General features: G+C 68.6%; 22 protein-coding genes. 16 read left to right on the forward strand and 6 right to left on the reverse strand.

The genetic code is table 11. The annotated features are described in order from the left end of the window. The first annotated feature begins 17 nt into the window (after positions 1–17). From AOK01_RS01715 to AOK01_RS01750, 8 genes are all read left to right on the forward strand, one after another. Positions 18–809 (forward strand): enhanced serine sensitivity protein SseB C-terminal domain-containing protein, encoded by a 792-nt coding sequence (locus tag AOK01_RS01715; protein WP_055507596.1) that lies wholly within the window; start codon positions 18–20, stop codon positions 807–809. Positions 810–1,154: 345 nt separating this feature from the next. Further along, positions 1,155–2,168: an ABC transporter permease gene (locus AOK01_RS01720; protein WP_055507598.1), complete on the forward strand. Its 1,014-nt coding sequence runs from the start codon at positions 1,155–1,157 to the stop codon at positions 2,166–2,168. 61 nt (positions 2,169–2,229) lie between these two features. Then, the gene (locus tag AOK01_RS01725) at positions 2,230–4,020 is read left to right on the forward strand and encodes an ABC transporter substrate-binding protein (protein ID WP_055507600.1); all 1,791 of its coding nucleotides are present in this window, start codon (positions 2,230–2,232) and stop codon (positions 4,018–4,020) included. A gap of 117 nt (positions 4,021–4,137) precedes the next feature. Next, positions 4,138–5,136: an ABC transporter permease gene (locus AOK01_RS01730; protein ID WP_055507649.1), complete on the forward strand. Its 999-nt coding sequence runs from the start codon at positions 4,138–4,140 to the stop codon at positions 5,134–5,136. Further along, the gene (locus AOK01_RS01735) at positions 5,133–6,230 is read left to right on the forward strand and encodes an ABC transporter ATP-binding protein (protein ID WP_055507602.1); all 1,098 of its coding nucleotides are present in this window, start codon (positions 5,133–5,135) and stop codon (positions 6,228–6,230) included. The genes AOK01_RS01730 and AOK01_RS01735 overlap by 4 nt, the downstream gene beginning before the upstream one ends. A gap of 14 nt (positions 6,231–6,244) precedes the next feature. Further along, complete coding sequence (locus AOK01_RS01740; protein WP_055507604.1) at positions 6,245–7,492, forward strand: ABC transporter ATP-binding protein; 1,248 nt, start codon at positions 6,245–6,247, stop codon at positions 7,490–7,492. 73 nt (positions 7,493–7,565) lie between these two features. Then, the gene (locus tag AOK01_RS01745) at positions 7,566–8,228 is read left to right on the forward strand and encodes a trimeric intracellular cation channel family protein (protein ID WP_055507605.1); all 663 of its coding nucleotides are present in this window, start codon (positions 7,566–7,568) and stop codon (positions 8,226–8,228) included. Between the two features lie 85 nt (positions 8,229–8,313). Continuing rightward, complete coding sequence (locus AOK01_RS01750) at positions 8,314–9,201, forward strand: thioesterase family protein (RefSeq protein WP_055507651.1); 888 nt, start codon at positions 8,314–8,316, stop codon at positions 9,199–9,201. A 47-nt stretch (positions 9,202–9,248) separates the two neighbouring features. Here the strand turns inward: AOK01_RS01750 and AOK01_RS01755 are convergent, their stop codons facing one another. Next, entirely contained in the window at positions 9,249–9,887 is a 639-nt protein-coding gene (locus tag AOK01_RS01755; protein WP_055507607.1) for a TetR family transcriptional regulator, read from the reverse strand. Between the two features lie 147 nt (positions 9,888–10,034). On the opposite strand from AOK01_RS01755, the gene AOK01_RS42350 reads away from it, so the two are divergent. The 3 genes from AOK01_RS42350 (at position 10,035) to AOK01_RS01765 (ending at position 11,886) form a co-directional block, all read left to right on the forward strand. Further along, positions 10,035–10,199 (forward strand): hypothetical protein, encoded by a 165-nt coding sequence (locus tag AOK01_RS42350; RefSeq protein WP_107099703.1) that lies wholly within the window; start codon positions 10,035–10,037, stop codon positions 10,197–10,199. 77 nt (positions 10,200–10,276) lie between these two features. After that, complete coding sequence (locus tag AOK01_RS01760; protein ID WP_055507609.1) at positions 10,277–10,546, forward strand: hypothetical protein; 270 nt, start codon at positions 10,277–10,279, stop codon at positions 10,544–10,546. Between the two features lie 170 nt (positions 10,547–10,716). After that, positions 10,717–11,886, forward strand: coding sequence for a cysteine desulfurase family protein (locus AOK01_RS01765; RefSeq protein ID WP_055507611.1), 1,170 nt, complete (start codon positions 10,717–10,719; stop codon positions 11,884–11,886). A 16-nt stretch (positions 11,887–11,902) separates the two neighbouring features. Here AOK01_RS01765 and AOK01_RS01770 read toward each other — a convergent pair whose 3' ends face one another. Next, positions 11,903–12,637: an N-acetylmuramoyl-L-alanine amidase gene (locus AOK01_RS01770; protein ID WP_055507613.1), complete on the reverse strand. Its 735-nt coding sequence runs from the start codon at positions 12,635–12,637 to the stop codon at positions 11,903–11,905. Positions 12,638–12,698: 61 nt separating this feature from the next. Here AOK01_RS01770 and mnmA point away from each other — a divergent pair, with 61 nt between their 5' ends. From mnmA to AOK01_RS01790, 4 genes are all read left to right on the forward strand, one after another. Further along, on the forward strand, positions 12,699–13,832 hold the full coding sequence (mnmA, locus tag AOK01_RS01775; protein ID WP_055507615.1) for a tRNA 2-thiouridine(34) synthase MnmA: 1,134 nt from the start codon (positions 12,699–12,701) through the stop codon (positions 13,830–13,832). Between the two features lie 691 nt (positions 13,833–14,523). Next, the gene (locus AOK01_RS01780; RefSeq protein WP_055507617.1) at positions 14,524–15,612 is read left to right on the forward strand and encodes a radical SAM protein; all 1,089 of its coding nucleotides are present in this window, start codon (positions 14,524–14,526) and stop codon (positions 15,610–15,612) included. Beyond that, complete coding sequence (locus AOK01_RS01785; protein WP_055507619.1) at positions 15,612–16,925, forward strand: preATP grasp domain-containing protein; 1,314 nt, start codon at positions 15,612–15,614, stop codon at positions 16,923–16,925. The genes AOK01_RS01780 and AOK01_RS01785 overlap by 1 nt, the downstream gene beginning before the upstream one ends. 12 nt (positions 16,926–16,937) lie before the next feature. Then, a complete protein-coding gene (locus tag AOK01_RS01790; protein WP_055507621.1) occupies positions 16,938–18,146 on the forward strand; it encodes an MFS transporter in 1,209 nt (402 codons plus the stop codon). A gap of 133 nt (positions 18,147–18,279) precedes the next feature. Here the strand turns inward: AOK01_RS01790 and AOK01_RS01795 are convergent, their stop codons facing one another. The 4 genes from AOK01_RS01795 to AOK01_RS01810 form a co-directional block, all read right to left on the reverse strand. After that, positions 18,280–19,716, reverse strand: coding sequence for a hydrolase (locus tag AOK01_RS01795; RefSeq protein ID WP_055507623.1), 1,437 nt, complete (start codon positions 19,714–19,716; stop codon positions 18,280–18,282). Positions 19,717–19,874: 158 nt separating this feature from the next. Next, complete coding sequence (locus AOK01_RS01800) at positions 19,875–20,171, reverse strand: type II toxin-antitoxin system PemK/MazF family toxin (RefSeq protein WP_055507625.1); 297 nt, start codon at positions 20,169–20,171, stop codon at positions 19,875–19,877. Then, positions 20,168–20,359: a toxin-antitoxin system HicB family antitoxin gene (locus tag AOK01_RS01805; protein ID WP_055507627.1), complete on the reverse strand. Its 192-nt coding sequence runs from the start codon at positions 20,357–20,359 to the stop codon at positions 20,168–20,170. Before AOK01_RS01805 ends, AOK01_RS01800 begins: the two co-directional genes overlap by 4 nt. 80 nt (positions 20,360–20,439) lie before the next feature. Next, positions 20,440–20,772, reverse strand: a complete 333-nt coding sequence (locus AOK01_RS01810) for a DUF427 domain-containing protein (protein ID WP_055507629.1) — start codon at positions 20,770–20,772, stop codon at positions 20,440–20,442. A 162-nt stretch (positions 20,773–20,934) separates the two neighbouring features. On the opposite strand from AOK01_RS01810, the gene AOK01_RS01815 reads away from it, so the two are divergent. Then, a complete protein-coding gene (locus AOK01_RS01815) occupies positions 20,935–21,474 on the forward strand; it encodes an LOG family protein (RefSeq protein WP_055507631.1) in 540 nt (179 codons plus the stop codon). Positions 21,475–21,511: the final 37 nt, after the last annotated feature.

Consider the following 21,511-nt stretch of genomic DNA (forward strand, 5'->3'; position numbering starts at 1 on the left):
CGAAGGGGCGGTAGAAGGTGAGCGCGTCGGGCACGGCCGCGACCGGGCAGGTCGAGCACATGCTGCGCCAAGTGACGCCCGGGCGTTACGACGCCTACGAGGCGCTTCTTCGCGCACTGGCGACCCCGTCGTCCGGCCAGGTCTGGATGCTGCTCTGGCACGGCCAGGCGGGCTCGCCCGACGCCCAGTACGGGAACATGGCGGTCGACGGCTTCGGCTACGCGCCGTGCGTGACCTCCGCCCAGGAGCTCTCGGCCAGCGGCTGGAACCGTTCGTACGAGGTGGTCGACGGGCTCGACGTCGCCCGCACCCTCTACCCCGACCACTTCGGTCTGTGGCTGAACCCGCACGCGCCGGGCGGCGGCGTCGGCATCCCCTGGCTGGATCTGCGCCGCCTGGCCACCGGCCTCGAACGGCAGCCCGCGGGCCCGCTGCGGCTGTCCGAGCCGGGCATCGAGATCCCGCAGTTCTACGCCCTGCTCACGCAGAACGCGCACCGGACCGTCGCCGTCCGCTCGCTGCGCCGCGCCTGGGTGCAGCCCGCGCTCGGAGCGCCGTATCTCGCCATCGGGCTCGACGTGTACGACACCAGTCCGCCCGCGGTGGACTCGGTGCGGGCGATGATGCAGCAGTCCATCGGCGCCGTACCGGACGGTCTGCCGGTGTCGACCGTCGCGATGTCGGACGAGTACGACCCGGTGGCCCTGTGGCTGCGTGCCAACGCCCGGCCGTTCTACGACCGGGAGGCCCACGCGGCCCCCGTCCAGGCGCCGGCGGCGGGCGGTTACGGGTTCCCCGGCGCGTACTGAGAGAATGCGGGTGGGCCGAGTCCACCCAGTGGGGCCTCTGCTCTCACACTCACACCGTCCCTCGGGCGTAATGTCCCGATCTACGCGGGTAAATGGGCCGCAAGGCCCCTTTCGCCCCGAGTGTCCCGTGTCCGACACCCGTTACCCGGCGTTCGGATAACGGAACCCTCTTGACAGCATCACGGTTACGCATCCATTCACCGTCAGGTCTGGCTACAGATCACCGAGCCGTTGAAGACTCCCGGTCCAGGGGGTTTAAACCTCTGTGTGTACGACGGACTGATCACGCCGCTACCGCGGCAAGCGTGGGCCGGCTACCGCCGGTTGAGAGGGGTCCCTGCCACGATGACGGCACCATTGCACGAGCCGACGGCCGAAGCCGCACCGAGCGCGGCCGAGGAGGCGGCGATCGTTGCCGACTCCGCCGGGGCGAAGGCGGTACAAGGGCGTTCCCTCGGCCGCATCGCCTGGGAGCGCCTGAAGCGGGACAAGCTGGCCCTGGCGGGCGGCATCGTCGTGCTCGTGCTGATCGCGATCGCGCTGCTCGCTCCCGTGATCACCAACTTGGTCGGACAGGATCCCGAGTCACACCACGAGGACCTGATCGACCCGCTCTTCTCGACTCCCACCGGGTCCTACGGCGGCATCAGCGGGGACCACCTCCTGGGTGTCGAACCCGTCAGCGGCCGCGACATCTTCGCCCGGATCGTCTACGGAGCCCGGATCTCGCTGCTGGTCGGCTTCCTGTCGGCCCTGGTCGCCGTGGTCCTCGGCACGATCCTCGGCGTACTCGCCGGCTACTTCGGCGGCTGGGTCGACGCCGCCGTCAGCCGCGTCATGGACGGCCTGCTGGCCTTCCCGCAGCTGCTCTTCATCATCGCGCTGGTCTCGGTCATGCCGAACGAGATGCTGGGTCTGACCGGCACGGGCGTGCGCCTGTTCGTCATGATCCTGGTGATCGGGTTCTTCGGCTGGCCCTACGTCGGACGCGTGGTCCGCGGCCAGACGCTCTCGCTGCGCGAACGCGAGTACGTGGAGGCCGCACGAAGCCTCGGGGCCGGACGGTTCTACATCCTGTTCAAGGAGCTGCTGCCCAACCTGGTCGCTCCGATCATCGTCTACACGACGATGATGATCCCGACCAACATCCTTACCGAGGCGGCGCTCAGCTTCCTGGGCGTGGGCGTCAAGCCGCCCACCGCCTCGTGGGGACAGATGCTCTCCGCCGCGATCGACTACTACGACTCGGACCCCATGTACATGGTGATCCCGGGTGTGGCGATCTTCATCACCGTGCTCTCCTTCAACCTCTTCGGCGACGGCGTACGCGATGCGCTCGACCCGAAGGGCTCCCGCTGAACTGCCGTACCCCCAGGGCACCGTCATCTGTCGACGGGCCGCTATACATCGGAGGATCCGAGTGACTACCCAACGCACCACAGGGCGGCGCAAGCAGGCCTTGGCCGCCGCAGCCGTGGTGGCTGCACTGCTGTCCACGGCGGCGTGCGGCGGCGGCAACGACGACGACGGCGGCGGTTCGAAGAGCGGCGCGGCCGGCTTCAACGCCGCGAACAACAAGGTCGCCCAGGCCGACCTCGCCAAGAAGGGCGGCACGCTGAAGTACGCGGGCGCCCAGGACGCCGACTCGTGGGACACCACGCGCGGTTACTACGGCTTCATGTGGAACTTCTCCCGGTACTACAGCCGTCAGCTGGTGACCAACGCGACGGAGCCCGGTGCCAAGGGCGCCGAGGTCACCCCGGACCTCGCCACCAGCACGGCGAAGATCTCGGACGACGGCAAGACCTACACGTACACGCTGCGTGACGGGTCCACCTGGGAGGATGGCAAGCCCATCACCTCCAAGGACGTCAAGTACGGCATCGAGCGCGTGTGGGCGCAGGACGTGCTCTCCGGCGGTCCGATCTACCTCCAGCAGGTGCTCGACCCCAAGAAGACGTACAAGGGTCCGTACAAGGACAAGTCCGCGGACAAGCTGGGTCTGAAGGCGATCGAGACGCCGGACGACAAGACGATCGTCTTCAAGCTGCCCGCGGCGAACTCGGACTTCGAGGAGATGCTCGCGCTGACCTCGGCGTCCCCGGTCCGCCAGGACAAGGACACCAAGTCCAAGTACGGCCTGAAGCCGTTCTCGTCCGGCCCGTACAAGTTCGAGTCGTACACGCCGAACAAGGCGATGACGCTGGTCCGCAACCCCGAGTGGAAGCAGTCCTCGGACCCGGTCCGCAAGGCGTACCCGGACAAGGTGACGGTCAACTTCTTCACCAACGCCAATGACATGGACCAGCGCCTGATCAAGGGCGACTACGACCTGGACATCGGCCAGACCGGTCTCTCCCCGCAGGGCCGCACCACCGCCCTGAAGCAGCACAAGGCGAACCTGGACAACCCGGTCTCCGGCTACATCCGCTACGCGGTCTTCCCGCAGAGCGTGAAGCCGTTCGACAACGAGCACTGCCGCAAGGCCGTGATCTACGGGGCGGACCACGAGTCGCTGCAGACCGCGCGTGGTGGCCCGGTCGCCGGTGGCGACATCGGCACCAACATGCTGCCGCCGTCGGTGCCGGGTGCCGAGGGTCAGGACTACGACCCGTACAAGTCGGCCACGACGAACAAGAACGGCAACGTCGCCAAGGCCAAGGAAGAGCTCAAGGCCTGCGGCCAGCCGAACGGCTTCAAGACCACGATCGCGGTCCGTAACAACAAGCCGGTCGAGGTCGCCACAGCCGAGTCCCTCCAGGCCTCGCTGAAGAAGGTCGGCATCGACGTCGAGATCGACCAGTTCGACGGCGCGCAGACCACCGGCATCATCGGTGCCCCGGCCAACGTCAAGAAGAAGAACTACGGCATCATCATCATGGGCTGGGGTCCGGACTTCCCCAGCGTCCAGGGTTACGGTCTGCCCCTGTGGAGCGGCGACTACATCCTTGAGAGCGGCAACAACAACTTCGCGCTGATCGACGACAAGACGATCGACGGCCTCTTTGACAGCTACACCAAGGAGCTCGACGACGCGAAGAAGGCCGACATCTCCAAGGAGATCAACCACAAGGTCTCGGAGGGTGGTTACTACCTGCCCTTCGTCTTCGAGAAGTTCATCAACTGGCGCTCCAGCCGGCTGGCGAACGTCTACACGTCCGACGGCTACAGCGGCATGTACGACTTCGTCAACCTCGGCCTGAAGAAGTAACACCGACCGGCGCACCCGCCATACGGCACGAAAGGCAGGTGAAGGCCGGCGCGGCGTGACCCGCGGGCCACCGGAAGACCTCCGGTGGCCCGCGGCACCGCCGCCGGGCCGAGAGCAGTGCTCGCATACCTCATCAGGCGGCTCTTCGCCGCCGCAGTGATGCTGGTGGTCATCATTCTGGTGGTCTTCTGCATCTTCTTCCTCGTCCCCAAGTGGGCGGGGGTCGACCCGGCAGCGGCCTTCGTGGGCAAGCAGGCCGACCCCGCGGCCATCGAGGCCGTGCGGCAGAAGCTCGGTCTGGCTGATCCGATCTTCGTCCAGGTCTGGGAGTTCTTCAAAGGCATTTTCGCGGGCCGCACCTACGCGGCCGGCGGCGACGTCACCCAGTGCGCGGCTCCCTGCTTCGGCTACTCCTTCCGCAGCGAGCAGGCCATCTGGCCGGTGCTCACCGACCGCTTCCCAGTGACCCTGGCTCTCGCGCTCGGTGCCGCCGTACTGTGGCTCATCGTCGGTGTCGGAGCGGGTGTGCTCTCCGCGCTCAAGCGCGGCAGCCTGTGGGACCGCGGCGCGATGATCGTGGCGCTCAGCGGTGTCTCGCTCCCCATCTACTTCACCGCCATGCTGTCCCTGTCGGCCTTCGTCTACGGCCTGAAGTGGATGGACGGCCAGTACGTGCCCCTGGCGGACAGCTTCACCGGCTGGCTCGGCGGCATGATCCTGCCCTGGGTCACCCTCGCCTTCCTCTACGCGGCGATGTACGCCCGGATCACCAGAGCCACCATGCTGGAGGTCCTGGGCGAGGACTACATCCGTACCGCCCGCGCCAAGGGCCTCACGGAACCCGTCGTCATCGGCAAGCACGCCATGCGCTCCACGATGACGCCGATCCTCACCATGTTCGGCATGGACTTCGGCGCCCTCATCGGCGGCGCGATCCTCACCGAGACCGCTTTCAGCCTCCCCGGCCTCGGCCAGGCGGTGCTTTCGGCGATCCGCAACCAGGACCTGCCCGTCATCCTGGGTGTCACGCTGATCACCTCGCTCGCGGTGATCGTCGCGAACCTTCTGGTGGACCTCCTGTACGCCGTGATCGACCCCCGAGTGAGGCTCTCATGACCGAACTCAGCAAGAGCGGAGCCGCGGTGGGTGAGCCCGTCAAGGACTCGTCCACGCCCTCCGCCTTCCTCGAAGTCCGCGACCTGAAGGTGCACTTCCCGACCGACGACGGGCTGGTCAAGTCCGTCGACGGGCTCAGCTTCTCGCTGGAGAAGGGCAAGACCCTCGGCATCGTGGGCGAGTCGGGTTCGGGCAAGTCGGTGACCTCGCTCGGCATCATGGGCCTGCACACGGCCGGCCAGTACGGCAAGCGCAAGGCCCAGATCTCCGGTGAGATCTGGCTGGACGGCACGGAACTGCTCTCCGCCGACCCGGACTACGTGCGCAAGCTGCGTGGCCGCGAGATGGCGATGATCTTCCAGGACCCGCTGTCCGCGCTGCACCCGTACTACACGATCGGCCAGCAGATCGTGGAGGCCTACCAGATCCACCACAAGGTCACCAAGAAGGTGGCCCGCAGGCGGGCCGTCGAGATGCTCGACCGGGTGGGCATCCCGCAGCCGGACAAGCGCGTCGACAGCTACCCGCACGAGTTCTCGGGCGGTATGCGCCAGCGCGCGATGATCGCGATGTCGCTGGTCAACAACCCCGAGCTGCTGATCGCGGACGAGCCGACGACCGCCCTGGACGTGACCGTCCAGGCGCAGATCCTCGACCTCATCCGGGACCTGCAGAAGGAGTTCGGCTCCGCGGTCATCGTCATCACCCACGACCTGGGCGTCGTCGCCGAACTCTCCGACGACATCCTGGTGATGTACGGCGGCCGCTGCATCGAGCGCGGTCCGGCCGAGAAGGTCTTCTACGAGCCCAAGCACCCCTACACCTGGGGTCTGCTGGGTTCCATGCCGCGGCTCGACCGTGAGCAGACCGAGCGGCTGATCCCGGTCAAGGGCTCCCCGCCCTCGCTGATCAACCTGCCGTCGGGCTGCGCCTTCAACCCGCGCTGCTCGTACGCGGACGTCCCCAAGGACAACGTCACCCGCACGGTCCGCCCCGAGCTGGCCCAGGTCGGCAGCCAGCACTGGGCCGCCTGCCACATGACGCAGGAGCAGCGGGACCGGATCTGGACCGAAGAGATTGCGCCCAAGCTGTGAGCGAGGACAAAGCAGTGACCCCTTCCGCGCAGAGTGGCGGCGCGACCCTCACCAAGGACGCCGCTCCCGGTGAGACGCTCCTGAAGGTGACGGGGCTGCAGAAGCACTTCCCGATCCGCAAGGGCCTGCTCCAGCGGCAGGTCGGCGCGGTGCGGGCGGTCGACGGCCTCGACTTCGAGGTCAAGTCCGGCGAGACCCTGGGTGTCGTGGGCGAGTCCGGCTGCGGCAAGTCGACGATGGGCCGGCTGATCACGCGGCTGCTCGAACCGACCGCGGGCACGGTGGAGTTCGAGGGCAAGGACATCACGCACCTCGGGGTGAGCGCGATGCGCCCGATGCGCCGTGACGTCCAGATGATCTTCCAGGACCCCTACTCGTCGCTGAACCCGCGCCACACCATCGGCACGATCGTCAGCGCCCCCTTCAAGCTCCAGGGCGTCATGCCCGAGGGCGGCATCAAGAAGGAGGTCCAGCGACTCCTTTCGGTGGTCGGCCTCAACCCCGAGCACTACAACCGCTACCCGCACGAGTTCTCCGGCGGCCAGCGCCAGCGCATCGGCATCGCCCGCGCGCTCGCACTCAACCCGAAGATGGTCGTGGCGGACGAGCCGGTCTCCGCGCTCGACGTGTCGATCCAGGCGCAGGTGGTGAACCTGCTGGACGACCTCCAGCAGGAGCTCGGCCTCACGTACGTGATCATCGCGCACGACCTGTCCGTCGTACGCCATGTCTCGGACCGTATCGCCGTGATGTACCTCGGCAAGATCGTGGAGCTGGCCGACCGCGACTCGCTCTACAAGGCGCCGATGCACCCGTACACCAAGGCTCTGATGTCGGCGGTGCCGATCCCGGACCCGCGGCGCAAGTCGGCCAAGAGCGAGCGCATCCTGCTCCAGGGAGACGTGCCCTCGCCGATCTCGCCGCCGAGCGGATGCCGCTTCCACACGCGGTGCTGGAAGGCCACGCAGATCTGCACGACCACCGAGCCGCCGCTCCTGGAGCTGAAGCCCGGTCAGCAGGTCGCCTGCCACCACCCCGAGAACTTCGCGGACCAGGCCCCGCAGGACACCGTGCTGCTGACCGTCGCGAAGCGGGCGGCGGAGCTGGTGGCCGACGAGGTCCTCGCGGAGTCCGCGGAGACGTCGGCGGCGGTCGCGGCGGAGGTCGCCGAGACGGTCGCTCCGGCACCCGCCGAGGCCACCTCGGAAGGCGACGCTGGTGACTCCGGTGACTCCGGTGACTCTCCGGCCAAGGAGAAGTAAGTAACAGCAAGCAATACCGAGCCCCCGCCTTGTAATGTAAGGCGGGGGCTCGCTGTTGGGTGACAATATAGAGGTGTTCCAGCAACTCTTCACCCCTTCCGTGCAGCACACACTCGATCTGGTCGGCATCTTCTTCTTCGCCATCTCCGGCGCGCTGCTGGCCGTCCGCAAGAACTTCGACGTCTTCGGCATCGCCGTCCTCGCGGAGGTCACCGCGCTGGGCGGCGGGCTCTTCCGTGACCTGGTCATCGGAGCCGTGCCACCGGCGGCCTTCACGGACCTGGGGTACTTCCTCACCCCGCTCCTCGCCGCCCTGCTCGTGTTCTTCCTGCACCCGGAGGTGGAGCGGATCCAGCTCGGCGTGAACGTCTTCGACGCGGCGGGCCTCGGCCTCTTCTGCGTCGCGGGCACCACGAAGGCGTACGAGTACGGGCTTGGCCTCACCGCCTCCGTGACCCTCGGTCTGGCGACGGCCGTCGGCGGCGGCGTGCTGCGGGACGTCCTCGCCAACGAGGTGCCGTCGCTGCTGCGCTGGGACCGCGACCTGTACGCCGTGCCGGCCCTGGTCGGCGCCTCGACGGTCGTCCTGTGCATCCACTACGACGCGCTGAACCCCGCCACCTCGACGCTCGCCGCCCTCGCCGCGTTCGCGCTGCGGCTGCTGGCGATGCGGTACCACTGGCGCGCGCCCCGGGCGTGGCACCGGCGCTCGACGGCGGCGGAGGTACCGGACTGAGCCGGTGCTGCACGCCGACCCTTGCTTCATGTGAAGGAAACACAAAAAGCTACTGCTTAGTAATTGCCTGTTGTACCGTGCAGGCATGCCAGAAGCAGCTTCCGCGCACGCGACACAGGCCAGGATCGGCGACAGCGAGTTCGACCGCGACACCGCGGTCACCCGACGCGAGCCGGACGCCCCCGGCGACCCCAGCGTTCCCGGTGTCTACGACATCGACCTGTCGGCCGGGTGGACGATCGGCAACGCCCTCAACGGCGGCTACCTCCTCGCCGTCCTCGGCCGCGCGCTCGCGGACGCCCTGCCGCACCCCGACCCGTTCACGATCTCCGCGCACTACCTGACGGCGTCCCGGCCCGGCCCGGCGGTCGTACGTACCGACGTCGTAGGCGCCGGGCGCACCCTCTCCACCGGCCAGGCGTCCCTGTTCCAGTACGACGACGAGGGCCGCGAGACGGAGCGCATCCGCGTCCTCGCCTCGTACGGGGACCTCGACGGCCTGCCCGACGACGTCCGTACGAGCGCGAAGCCGCCCGCGATCCCGCCGGTCGACCAGTGCTTCGGACCCGAGGACAGCCCCGAACCGGTCCCCGGCGTCTCCGCCATCGCCGACCGGCTGATGCTCAAGCTCGACCCCGGCACGCTCGGCTGGGCCCTCGGATCGCCGTCCGGCAAGGGGGAGATGCGGGCCTGGTTCGGCCTCGCCGACGGCCGCGACGCGGACCCGCTCTCGCTGCTCCTCGCGGTGGACGCGCTGCCGCCGACCGCCTTCGAACTCGGCCTGTCCGGCTGGGTGCCCACCGTCGAGCTGACCGTGCACGTGCGCTCGCGCCCGGCGCCGGGCCCGCTGCGGGTCGCCGTCACCACGCGCAACCTCGCCGGCGGTTTCCTGGAGGAGGACGCCGAGGTCTGGGACAGCGCGGACCGGCTCGTCGCACAGTCCCGCCAACTGGCGCGCGTGCGGCTCGACTGACCGCGACCGCTACCGCCGCCGGGTGGGCGCGAGAGGCCGGCCGGGCGTCAGCCCAGCCAGTGCCGGCGGCCGATGCTGATGAGCCGCATCCGGCGTTTGGCCACCCGGGCCACCTGGTCCTCTTCCTCCGGGGCCGCCTCCAGGAAGGCGCTGGCGGTCACCAGCATCTGATCGACGTACAGCCCGGCGAGCATCAGCAGATCGTCGTCGCTCCAGCCGGCCGACTCGGGCTGCTTGGCCAGTTCGGCCCGCACCTCCTCGGCGAACCGGTCCATCTGCTCGGCGATCGCCGCCCGGACCTTCTGCACACCGCCGTTGCGCTCGCGGGCGACGAACCGGATGTGCGCCGGGTGGCCGCGCACGTGACGGGCGATCAGCGCGACGGCACGGTCTATGCGTTCGTCGCTGTCGTCGTGGGTGTGGCCGGGATCGCCGGACGCGGACACCGTTCCCGAGATCATCGGGTGCAGGCTGCCCAGCGCCTCCTCGACCAGGGCGACGCCGAGATCCGCGGTCGAGTGGAAGTGCCGGTAGAAGGCGGTCGGGGCGACACCGACGGCTCGGGTGACCTCACGAAGGCCCAGGCTGCTGAGGCTCTGCTCCTCCAGCAGGCCCAACGCGGCGTCCAGGAACGCCTGTCGGGTCTTCTGCTTCTGGGCCTGCCGGACGCCGAGACTGTGACTCATGCCATGCAGTTAACAACTGTTCTCCGTAATTGGAAAGCCGCCGGACGCGCTACGCTGGAAGTCAGTGAACGACTGTACCTACAATCGTTCACCGAAAACGAAACCGCACCCGAAGTATCGAGTCCGGACTTCCACGGGAGGCATCTCATGCTGTTCCTCGTCGCAGCACTTCTGCTGCTGGGCGTCGTGCTGGGCACCGTGGCCCACGCACCGCTCTCCTTCACCGTCGTCGCCGCCGTGGTCATCGGCGTCTGGCTGGCCGTCTTCGCGATCCGCGAGCGCCACGGCCGACGCCGTGAGACCTCTGGCTGAAACCTCCGACTCAGACCTCCGGCTGACGCAGCCCCACCCCACCCGTCCGCGTACGACTTCCTGCTGGGAGCAGACACATGGAACTCACCACCGCCGCCCCGCGGCGCCGGAGCGCCGCCCGTGACGCCGACGGTATGGCCGTCGCGTCGTTCGTCCTCGGCCTCGTCGGCCTGCTCGCCCTCAACATCGTCCTCGGCCCCCTCTCCGTCGTCCTCGCCTCGACGGCCCTCTTCCGGGGCACCACCCGCCGCGGACGCGCCTTCCTCGGGCTCGGTCTGGGCGTCGCCGACCTCCTGGTCCTGGCCGCCTTCATGTCGGCGGACAGCACCTTGTCCTGGAGCTTCTGAGACGGGCGCCGCCCGGACGGGACTCCGGCTGCCGCCCGGTCGGCGGGGCCCGGCCCCGGCACCGGTCGAGCAACCGAGCCCATTGTTCCCGCCAAGGGACCTCGCCTCTCGGTCAAGGCACCCCCGCCCGGCGGAGTCACCCTCCGGTAGGCCCTAGAATCGGGCTTACCATGGCATACCTCGACCACGCCGCGACCACCCCCATGCTCCCGGAGGCGGTCGAGGCAATGACCGCTCATTTCGCCGTCACCGGGAACGCCTCCTCTCTGCACGCCGCCGGCCGCCGCGCCCGCCGGACGGTCGAGGAAGCCCGCGAGACCCTGGCGGAATCCCTGGGCGCCCGCCCCAGCGAGGTGGTTCTCACCTCCGGCGGCACCGAGGCCGACAACCTCGCCGTGAAGGGCCTGTACTGGTCCCGCCGCGACGCCGACCCGGCCCGCACCCGTGTCCTGACCAGCCCCGTCGAACACCACGCCGTCCTCGACGCCGTCCACTGGCTCGGCGAGCACGAGGGCGCCACGGTCGAGTACCTGCCGGTCGACCGGTACGGCCGCGTCCACCCCGAGGCCCTGCGCGAGGCCATCGTCCGCAACCCCGACGACGTCGCCCTCGCGACCGTCATGTGGGCGAACAACGAGATCGGTACCGTCATGCCGATCCGCGAACTGGCGGACGTGGCAGCGGAGTTCGGGATTCCGCTGCATGCCGACGCGGTCCAGGCCTTCGGGCAGATCCCCGTCGACTTCGGCGCCTCGGGGCTCGCCGCGATGACCGTCTCGGGCCACAAGATCGGCGGCCCGTACGGCATCGGGGCGCTGCTGCTCGGCCGCGAGTACAGCCCCGTACCGGTTCTGCACGGTGGTGGCCAGGAGCGGCACGTGCGCTCCGGCACCCTGGACGTACCCGCCGTCGCCGCGTTCGCCGTGGCGGGCCGGGTCGCCGCCGAGCAGCGGGAGCGGTTCGCCCACGAGATCGGCCGGCTGCGCGACGACCTGGTCGACGCGGTACGCAAGGCCGCGCCCGAAGCGATCCTCGGCGGCGACCCGGCGGAAGGGGGCCGTCTTCCGGCGAACGCCCACTTCACGTTCCCCGGCTGCGAGGGCGACTCGCTGCTCCTGCTGCTGGACGCGCAGGGCATCGAGTGCTCGACGGGCTCCGCATGCACGGCGGGTGTGGCGCAGCCCAGCCACGTCCTCCTGGCCACCGGCACCGATGCCGACCTGGCCCGTGGCACCCTGCGCTTCTCCCTCGGCCACACCTCGACGGAGGCGGACGTCGAGGCGGTCGCGAAGGCGATCGGCCCGGCGGTGGAACGGGCCCGGACGGCCGGACTCAGCTGAGCGCCTCCCGGGATGCCTACGCGCTGCGCGTGGACGGGTCGGCCGACCGGGTGGCGGCCTGCTTCGCGGCCTTGCGCACCAGGCGTATGTACCGGTCCCAGTCCCAGTGCGGACCGGGATCGGTGTGGTCCGTGCCCGGCACCTCGACGTGGCCGATGATGTGCTTCCGGTCGACGGGAAAGTCGTACCGGGCGCATATCCCGGCCGTGAGGCGGGCCGAGGCCTCGTACATCGCGTCCGTGAAGTCCTCGGGGCGGTCGACGAAGCCCTCGTGCTCGATGCCGACGCTGCGCTCGTTGTACTCGCGGTTGCCCGCGTGGAACGCCACGTCCAGCTCGCGGATCATCTGCGTGATACGGCCGCCCTGGCTGACGACGTAGTGCGCGGCGGCGCCGTGGCCGGGGTCCTGGAAGACCTGCACCGCGCTGTCGTAGCTGCCCTGCGTGACATGGATGATCACGCGGTCTATGACGAAGTCGTCCGGCCGGTCCGCCCGCCGCCAGTTCGCCGAGGACGCCGCCACCCAGCGCGCACCCCCGAAGTCGACCTCACCCTCGTCGCGCGGCTTGTCCACGCTCGGCAGCCGCCACCACAGGCGCCTCAACTCGTCCGCGGCCAGCGCGGCGGTGCCCACAGCGGCGGCGGCCCCGCCGATGAGCAGCGCGCGGCGCCCGATGCGCCGGTCGGAGTCACCGCCGGGCCGGTCCGAGTCACCGCCGAGCTGGTCCGAGTCGTTCGTCGTCTCCCCCATGCCTGCAAGAACGGATATCCGTGAGCTTCGGTTCCCGAGGAACCCGTACTCTGGAAGGGTTATGACTGAGATCTCGCAGCAGCGCCCCCGCCCCCTCCGCGTACTGGCCGCCATGTCCGGTGGCGTGGATTCCGCCGTCGCCGCCGCCCGTGCCGCGGAAGCCGGACACGACGTGACCGGTGTGCACCTCGCCCTCTCGGCGAATCCCCAATCGTTCCGCACGGGCGCGCGCGGCTGTTGCACCATCGAGGACTCCCGCGACGCCCGCCGTGCCGCGGACGTCATCGGCATCCCGTTCTACGTGTGGGACCTCGCCGAGCGGTTCCGCGAGGACGTGGTGGACGACTTCGTCGCCGAGTACGAGGCGGGCCGCACCCCGAACCCGTGCCTGCGCTGCAACGAGAAGATCAAGTTCGCGGCGCTGCTCGACAAGGCGATCGCCCTCGGCTTCGACGCGGTCTGCACGGGCCACTACGCCAAGGTCCTGGTGAACGAGGACGGCACACGCGAGCTGCACCGCGCCTCCGACATGGCCAAGGACCAGTCGTACGTCCTCGGAGTGCTGGACGACCGCCAGCTCGCGCACGCGATGTTCCCGCTCGGCGACACGCTCACCACCAAGGGCGAGATCCGCGTGGAGGCCGAGCGCCGGGGCCTGGCCGTCGCCAAGAAGCCGGACTCGCACGACATCTGCTTCATCGCCGACGGCGACACCCAGGGCTTCCTGTCGAACCGTCTCGGCAAGGCGGAGGGCGACATCGTCGACGAGTCCGGCGCGGTCGTCGGCAGCCACGAGGGCGCGTACGGCTTCACGATCGGCCAGCGCAAGGGCCTGCGCATCGGCACCCCGGCCCCGGACGGCAAGCCGAGGTACGTCCTCGACATCTCGCCGGTGGACAACACGGTGACGGTGGGCCCGGTGGCCGCCCTGGACGTCTCCGCCCTGACGGCGATCAAGCCGCGCTGGTGCGGCGCGGCCCCGACGGCCCCCGGCACGTACACCGCCCAACTCCGCGCCCACGGCGGCGAGACCGAGGTACGGGCCGAGCTGGTGGACGGCCAGCTGGAGGTCTCCTTCACGGAGCCGGTCCGGGGTGTGGCTCCCGGCCAGGCGATCGTCCTGTACGACGACACACGCGTGGTGGGCTCGGCGACGATCGCGACGACGCGGCGAACGGCTGCCGTGGCCGTCTGATCGTCCGGGGGTGGCTGCGGCGCCACGGCCGTCATGGGCTGCTGTCGCGGAGCATCCGCACGGTCATTTCCGCATGGCCACGTACGAGCACGTGAAGGACGGGTACCTCGCCCGTCCCGACGACAGCGTCTTCGGCGCCAACGCCTCCGGGATGTCCAATCTGCTGAGCGAGTGGCTCAGGCGCGGCGTGGCAAGGTCATCGCGACGGCAGTCGAACCACCCGTGGGGTCATACACAGAGCAATCGGATAAATGCGTGCCGTTGGCTCTTCCAAGATGCCCTGCGAAAACCCGTGTTGCTGCCAATCGGCTCTGAACAGCGCGGTTGCGGTGCCGAGTCGGGGCAGAACTGAACTCGTGCAAGCGACGGCGAGGCGGCTGCGGGCCTACTGACCGGACGCTTAACCGGGTCTGGGCAGTCCGAATGCCCCACTCGGCCACTTATTGCTTGCATTCAACTCCTCAACGCCACAAAACATGAGCTACGCCATATCTGATGCATCGGACGTGTGTTCTGATGGGCCGCCGGTAACTTCCGGTCATCAACCTGATACTGCGCGGTGATTGCCGCACCATCAGGCTGCCGAACCGGGACACCCAATCCGGTTCAGTGGGCCTGCACGTCTTGCCCTTGACCAACGGCGAGGCGCCCTTTCCCATTCAGCGATCCTGAGAGGACAGGCCCTACAACCATGGCCGGAGCCAAGAACGGCGTCTTCGCCGAGAAGATCTCCCCGTACTTACGCAAGAAGATGGAGGAAGCCGGTGGATCGCTCCCGTTCCTCGACATCCAGTACGCCGTTGACCCTTCCGAGGCTGTCGAGCAGACCTTCGAGGTCGCCCGTCACTACCAGTCGGAGATGAGCACCCTCTTCGAGGGGCGTGAAGTGCGTGGCGTCGAGAAGTTGTACCGGCGGACCCTGCTGGTCGAGCCCACAACGATCTGTGCAGCCCACTGCCGCTGGTGCATCCGCGGCCAGTACGACACCGCTACGCTCTCCCGTGAGGATCTGGAACTCATTGCCCGCTACTGCGGGACGGCTCCGGAGAACCAGGATGTTCGTGAAGTGCTCGTCACCGGGGGCGACCCGCTGATCCTGGTCGACCGGATCGAATGGCTGCTGGACGCGCTGGAAGAACACGCACCCCAGGTCGAGATCGTGCGCATCGCTACCAGGGTGCCCCTCCAGGACCCGCGTCGGGTCGATGCCCGTATGCAGCACGCACTGCGACGCCGTTCGACGTTCCGGGTCGAGATCGCCACGCACATCAACCACAAAGGCGAGCTGTTTCCCGAGGTCAGGGAGGCGTACACGGTGCTCCAGGAGGCCGGGGCACGCATCTACGACCAGACGGTCCTGCTGCGCGGGCTCAACGATGGCCTCGACACCCTCGTCGGGCTCTTCGATGAGCTGCGCTCCATGGGAATCGAGGCGCACTACCTGTTCCACTGCGTCCCGATCCGCGGCATGGACCACCATCGCACGTCCGTCGAGGAGGGCCTCGAACTGCACCGCCGGCTGGGAGCGTCGGGGCTGACGTCCGGCCGCGTACGCCCCCACTTCACGCTGATGACGGATGTCGGCAAGGTGCCGCTGTACGAAGGGTCGATCATCGGCCGGGACGAGCACAACCGGATGCTGATACAGACCGCCTACCGGTACGAGGAGAGGATGTCCTGGGTCCCCGGCTGGCAGCTTCCCGACAATGCCCGCGTCGACGACAACGGGTTCCTGCAGGTGTGGTACTTGGACGCTATCGGCGGAAAGGCCGAGTTCTGATGCCCTGCCTCTGGCTCGGCAACGCCTGCACCGAGCACATGGTCGACCGCATGGACCTGCTCACGCAGAATGACTTCGACGGCATCCTGTTCGCGATGAAGCGCCTGGTGTGGCTGATGCGCGACGGCGACGCCCTCGTCCTGCCACGACCGGTGCCTGACGACTTCCTGCATCACGTCGCCCAGCACACGGGTATCTCCCCGGCCCTCATCCATGTGATCGCGCCGGACGCGGACCTGCTCACCCAGGACTTGCTTCACTCCAAGGAGATCCTCGGCCGTCTGAGGGAACTGGTCACTCCTGACTGGGAGTTCTGTCCGTACATCCACGACCGGGGCGCCGAGGTGTTCGCGCGTGAGCTCGGCCTCGTCACCGGATCACGGTTCGTCGCGGAAGGCGGTGCGGAACTGCTCAACAGTAAGGTCGTCTTCCGTGCCCTGGCCGCGGGGGCCGGGTTCGCCGTCCCCGACGGCATACCGTGCCGCACCACTGAGGATCTGCTGCGCACGCTGCATCGGCTCCTGGCCGCACACCCGGCCGTCATCCTCAAACGCGACCGCGCCGTCGGCGGCCACGGCAACACCGTGATCACCACCGACCCGGACCTGGAAGGCACAGGAGCCCAGCGCACGATCGTCCTCGGCGATCCGGCCGATGACGAACAGGTGCTCAAGGAAGCCGGGTTGACCACCACCCATGCGCCGCAGGGAGAGATCGTCCTGGAGGTGTTCCACCCGGACTGCACGTCCGTGTACGTCGAGGTGGACTGCCCCGAACACGGCGAAGCTGTCGTACTCAACGGAGGGCAGCTCCGTACCGACCGGCATCCGCCGGTCCTCGCCGGACTCGCACTGCCGCCCCGGAGCGTGCCCGGACCGGCGTGGGAGCACTTCACCAGCGAGGCCCTGCGGATGGCCCGCTTCCTGCAGAGCCTGGGCTATCGCGGTCTGGCCAGCATCGACGCCGTGATCGACCAGGCCGGCAACGTATGGTTCAACGAGGTGAACGCGCGTCTGGGCGGCAGTACCCACCTGCATCACATCGCCAAGACTCTTGTCGGCCCGGACTGGACGGACAGCCATGTCCTGATCAGCAGGTTCAACGTGCGGGCACCCGCGCTCGCCCGTCTTCTGCGCGCCATGCGAGAACACGGGCTCGCATGGGATTCCCGGCACGGTCATGGCATCGTCATCGCCTCCGACGACACCGCCGCCACCGGCAACATCGAGTACGTAGTCCTGGCGCACAACCACGATGAAGCCAGCGACCTCGAAGACCAACTGACCGGTCTCCTGGTCCAGTACGACAGTTAGGGATCCCTACGCGTGGCGTACCGCGGCCTGTTCACCAAGCACGTCTCGATCTGGGCCGCGGTCGTCACGGCCAGCCGCCTGCCGGTGGCGATGGCGCCGCTCGCCTTCCTCTTCTACGGGCGTGGTACGGACGCCGGATACAGCGGCGGCGCCGCGATGGCCGCCGCGTACGCCATCGCGGAAGCGGCAGGCGCCCCGCTTCTCAGCATGCGCCTGCGCACGCGCCCCTACCGTCGAGAGATCGCCGTCGGACTCGGACTGTCCGCCGTCGCCTTCGCCCTGCTCGCTTTCCTTCCCACCCCCGGCACCGTGCTCGCCGTGATCCTCGCCGCGATCGCCGGCGCCGCCGCAGCCGCCGCACCCGGCGCACTGCGCACCATGGCAGAGGACCTCGCACCCAGGAAGCGTCTTCACGCCGCCCTGAGCCTGGAGTCCACGCTCAACATGGCTGCCTGGGCCGCCTCACCGGCCCTGGTGTCCGTACTCGCGCTCCAGTTCTCCCCGCAGACCCCGTTCCTCCTCGCCGCGCTCGCCACGTGCGCCGCCACCGCCGCGCTGTGGCTGCTGCCCGACAAAACCGGCGCCACGGACGACGGACAGCGCGCCCCGCTCAAGCAAGCCCTGACAGCCTGGCCCGTCTACCTGACCAGCATCGCCGCCATGTACCTGCTGGCCAGCATCGAACTCACGCTGCCCGCCCTGCTCCAGTACCGGGAGCTGCCCGTCACCTACAGCGGCCCGATCCTCACCGGCTTCGCCCTCGCGAGTATCCTCGGCGGCCTCGTCTACGGCGCGCGCACCTGGCCCGGCAGTGTGCAACGTCAGAGCACCCTTCTGCTCGTCCTCATGATCGTGGGCGTCGCCGCCACCGCACTCGCCTCCGCCTGGACCGTGATCGCCGCTCTTCTCGCTCTCACCGGTCTCCTGCAGGCAGCCGTACTGATCACCCGTAACCTCACCCTCCGCGAACAACTGCCCGCCGACCTTCACCCCGTCGGCTACTCCGTCCTGTACGCCGGCAGCGGCATCGGCTACGGCCTCAGCGCTGCCGCCACTGGCCTCCTCCTCACCGTCACAACTCCCGACACCGTTGTCCTCATCGCCACCGGCACTACATTCCTGCTGACCGCAGCGACATGGCTCAGGCGGAGAACCCCGAAGGACAAACAGCAGTCTTCGGATATCCAGCGGCAGGACGCCCCTCTCCTTGAGGAAGGGTGAGAGTACGTCCTCAGTCACGTACAGGCCGAGCGCGTCCTGATTGAGGGCGCCCCGACGAGGAGACCCGCCCGCGAACTGTGCGCGGGCGGCCCGCACTTGCCGGTGAACGGGCTGCCGGTCAACGGTTCAGGGTTCAGGCCACCGTGAGTTGGAACGCCTCGATCCAGGAGTCGTTCTTGTGGGCGCCGGCGTAGGTGAAGGCGTACCCGGCGCCTGGCTCGTCGCATTGCAGGCCGAGCCAGGCGTCTACGTGGACATGGGCGTTCTGGCAGACGTTGCCGGCGCCGCCGTCGACGCTGATGCTGAACCCCAGCAGATTCGGGGCGTCCTTCTTGGTGCTGCCGACGTAGTTGTCGATGCCGTCGGCGGCGTTCGAGAACGGGTCGGGGTAGTGCCCCTCGTCGTCGGCCGACCCGGGGTTGGGGACGTAGGCGCGGCTGGTCGTGCCCTTGGTGCCGGACACGGCGATGTTGACGGCCTTGAGCGGCGTCTCCTGGCCCACGGTGCCGGCCGTCTGTCCGTCGCACGCCGCGTCCGTCCAGCCCTTGCCCGACACGAAGGCCCGGTAGCAGATGTGCCGCCCGCCCGGGTCCTGCGCGGCGAGTTTCTTGACGGCGGTCGCCGCGGTCTTCTCCGGAGCCTTGGTCTCCTCCTTCTTGGAACCGCCGCCCCCTGCCCCGCCTCCGCCCGCGGCTTTCGACTCGTCCGCGGCCGGGATCGAGGGGGCTGCGGCGTCGGAGGAGGGCGCCTTCGGTGCTTCGGGGGACAGTGAGGGGGAGGGCGCCAGGGTGCTGATGCCTGCCTGTTCCAGCTTTTCGGTGGCGGCGCTGCGGACCTGCGGCTTGTAGGCGATCCACAGCATCACGAACGTGATCGCGAGCGCCATGAAGATGCCGAGGAAGGTGGCCAGCCAGCGCGGCAGGAAGCCCCGCTGGATGTACGTGCCTTCGACGTCCAGGGGTGTCACTCCGGACCGCTGGACGGCCAGGGTGTACGGCCGGGACTCCTTCGAGCCGAACCAGATGATCTGCTGCGGCTTCAGCGTCGTCTTCACGAACGCCGCACGGCCCGGCTCGATCTGCACGTTGGACGGGTGGATGTCGTACGACAGCTGGTCGCCGTTGTCGCTTCCGCTGACGGAGGCGGTGACCTTCGTGTTGCCGAGGTTGTCCACGGCCAGCTTCGGACGCCCGCGGAAACGTCCCTTCACGGTCGGTGGCACCAACTCGGCCCGCACCTCCGTGAAGGGGGTGATCGTGAGGTTGCCCTCCGGGACCGTCGTCGCCTCCGGATGCTCGGTCGGCGTGATCCGCACCGCGTACGCGTTGGGACCCGCCGTCGCGTCCGGGGTCCGCGGCGGAGAGAACGTCAGATCCACCGAGCCCGTCGTCCCCGGATACAACCGCAGCAGCTGCGGCTCCACCACCGCCCACGGCGCGAGAGGACCGACCGCCTCGAAGCGGTACTCGTCCACCACGTCACCGGTGTTGCGCAGACGCAGCCGTACAGTCGTACTGCCACCCGGGTCCACAGTCGCGGAGGCGGGTTCCAGAGAAGTCCAAAGGCTCACTCTCGGACGTTAAACGTCGTACCGGTGCCCGGTCAGGAAGCCTCGGGGCACGATGGGTGCCCGAAGAGGCGGGCCAGGCTGCCCCGGCCTCCGGTTCCGTCGACCGCCCGAAACGATCGAGAAGGCCAGAATCCTCGGACTTCAGCCCGAGGAGCAAGTCAAAGGTCGAGGACCGCTCGGAGCGCCTGGTCCACCCGCTCCATGGTCGCCGGGTCGACGGAGCCGTGCGGCTTCGCCTCCTCGAAGCGGGTGGTCCTCAACTGCTGAATGTTGACCGCCACCGCGGTGCAGGGCAACGGTTCCTCGATCGTCACGGACATCGCGGTGTCCGGGAACCGGCCGGCGGGGTGCAGCACGATCGCGAGCACCGCGCCGTACGCACCCTCCAGCCCGTCGAGTGAAATGACCAGCACGTTCCGCCCGTCGTCGAGCGTCCAGACTTCTCCCCGCTTCACAGCGAGTCCCCGTCCCCGCACAGGTCGTCGCCGAGTCCGAGCGCCGCGAGCTGCTGTGCGGCGTCGATGACCGACTGCCGTCGGACCGAGCGCACGATGTACGCGTTGAGCGAGAGTCCGGCGGCTTTGGCTGCGGCCTTTATCGACGGATCGAGTTCATCCGGAATGCGGAGCGTCAGCACAGACATGCCACCACGTTAGCAGTCAGGTGTGGTGGCATGGTCCGGTGGCATGAACTGGTGTCAGCGCATGGTGTCAACGGGTGTGGTCAACTCGCAGGGACGGTCTCCACCTCGTAGAAGCAGAAGTGGTCCTTGATCTCGGCGACCTCCGGCTTCGGGTCCGGGTATGCCCAGACGAGGTCGGGGGCGTCCGGGAGCGACCAGTAGGACGCGTCGCCCTTGAAGGGGCAGTGGGTGCTGGTGTCCGACGTGGTCAGCAGATCCACGCGGACGTCCTCCGGGGGGAGGTAGTAACGCACGGGCAGCCCCGTCTCGTGCAGCAACAGGGGCCGCGTGCTCTCCGCGAGCACCTGCCCCCCGTGGACGACGCGGACGTGCTCGGTGCCCTGCTCGACGGTGATGCGGTGGCCTGCGGTCACGGCTTCTCGCTCTCCTCGGGTAACGGTGCTGCGGTTTTGAGGTTCTGTCCGGCTTGAGGTTCTGTCCGGTACAGCGCGGGATGCTGTCGGGTTCTTCCCCGCTGCGGGGCCAATTTCGCGCCTCGGGCCGTTCCGGTGGTGAGACTGTCCTAGCGTGGAGCCATGAACATCTGTGTCTTCCTCTCCGCCGCCGACCTCGACGAGAGATACACCCGGCCCGCCCGCGAGTTCGCCGAACTGCTCGGCAAGGGCGGGCACACGCTGGTGTGGGGCGGTTCCGACGTCGGGCTCATGAAGGTCGTCGCCGACGGGGTGCAGGAGGCGGGCGGGCGGCTGGTGGGCGTCTCCGTCGAGTTCCTCGTCGCCAAGGCACGCAAGGGCGCCGACGAGATGGTCGTCGCCCGGGACCTCGCCGAGCGCAAGGCGCTGCTCCTGGAGAAGGCCGACGCCGTCGTCATCATGGTCGGCGGGACGGGCACGCTCGACGAGGCCACGGACATCCTGGAACTGAAGAAGCACGGGCACACCGACAAACCGGTCGTCCTGCTCAACACCGCGGGCTTCTACGACGGCCTCAAGAAGCAGTTCCGGCGCATGGAGGACGAAGGCTTCCTGCCCGTGCCGCTCACCGATCTGGTCTTCTTCGCGGAGGAGGCCGTGGGGGCGCTCGCCTACCTGGAGGAGAGCCTCGGCACGCAGTGAGAGGACGGGGCGGAAGCTGACGCCCGGGTGCTGGGAA

The sequence above is a fragment of the Streptomyces aurantiacus genome, assembly GCF_001418335.1.
In the GTDB taxonomy this organism is placed as follows: Bacteria; Actinomycetota; Actinomycetes; order Streptomycetales; family Streptomycetaceae; genus Streptomyces; species Streptomyces aurantiacus.

Bases quoted from the DNA above. Each gene is read 5' to 3' on its own strand.
- AOK01_RS01720 (WP_055507598.1), top strand. From the start codon at position 1,155: ATGACGGCACCATTGCACGAGCCGACGGCCGAAGCCGCACCGAGCGCG.
- AOK01_RS01735 (WP_055507602.1), top strand. From the start codon at position 5,133: ATGACCGAACTCAGCAAGAGCGGAGCCGCGGTGGGTGAGCCCGTCAAG.
- AOK01_RS01750 (WP_055507651.1), top strand. From the start codon at position 8,314: ATGCCAGAAGCAGCTTCCGCGCACGCGACACAGGCCAGGATCGGCGAC.
- AOK01_RS01755 (WP_055507607.1), bottom strand. From the start codon at position 9,887: ATGAGTCACAGTCTCGGCGTCCGGCAGGCCCAGAAGCAGAAGACCCGA.
- AOK01_RS42350 (WP_107099703.1), top strand. From the start codon at position 10,035: ATGCTGTTCCTCGTCGCAGCACTTCTGCTGCTGGGCGTCGTGCTGGGC.
- AOK01_RS01760 (WP_055507609.1), top strand. From the start codon at position 10,277: ATGGAACTCACCACCGCCGCCCCGCGGCGCCGGAGCGCCGCCCGTGAC.
- AOK01_RS01765 (WP_055507611.1), top strand. From the start codon at position 10,717: ATGGCATACCTCGACCACGCCGCGACCACCCCCATGCTCCCGGAGGCG.
- AOK01_RS01770 (WP_055507613.1), bottom strand. From the start codon at position 12,637: ATGGGGGAGACGACGAACGACTCGGACCAGCTCGGCGGTGACTCGGAC.
- mnmA (WP_055507615.1), top strand. From the start codon at position 12,699: ATGACTGAGATCTCGCAGCAGCGCCCCCGCCCCCTCCGCGTACTGGCC.
- AOK01_RS01780 (WP_055507617.1), top strand. From the start codon at position 14,524: ATGGCCGGAGCCAAGAACGGCGTCTTCGCCGAGAAGATCTCCCCGTAC.
- AOK01_RS01785 (WP_055507619.1), top strand. From the start codon at position 15,612: ATGCCCTGCCTCTGGCTCGGCAACGCCTGCACCGAGCACATGGTCGAC.
- AOK01_RS01805 (WP_055507627.1), bottom strand. From the start codon at position 20,359: ATGTCTGTGCTGACGCTCCGCATTCCGGATGAACTCGATCCGTCGATA.
- AOK01_RS01815 (WP_055507631.1), top strand. From the start codon at position 20,935: ATGAACATCTGTGTCTTCCTCTCCGCCGCCGACCTCGACGAGAGATAC.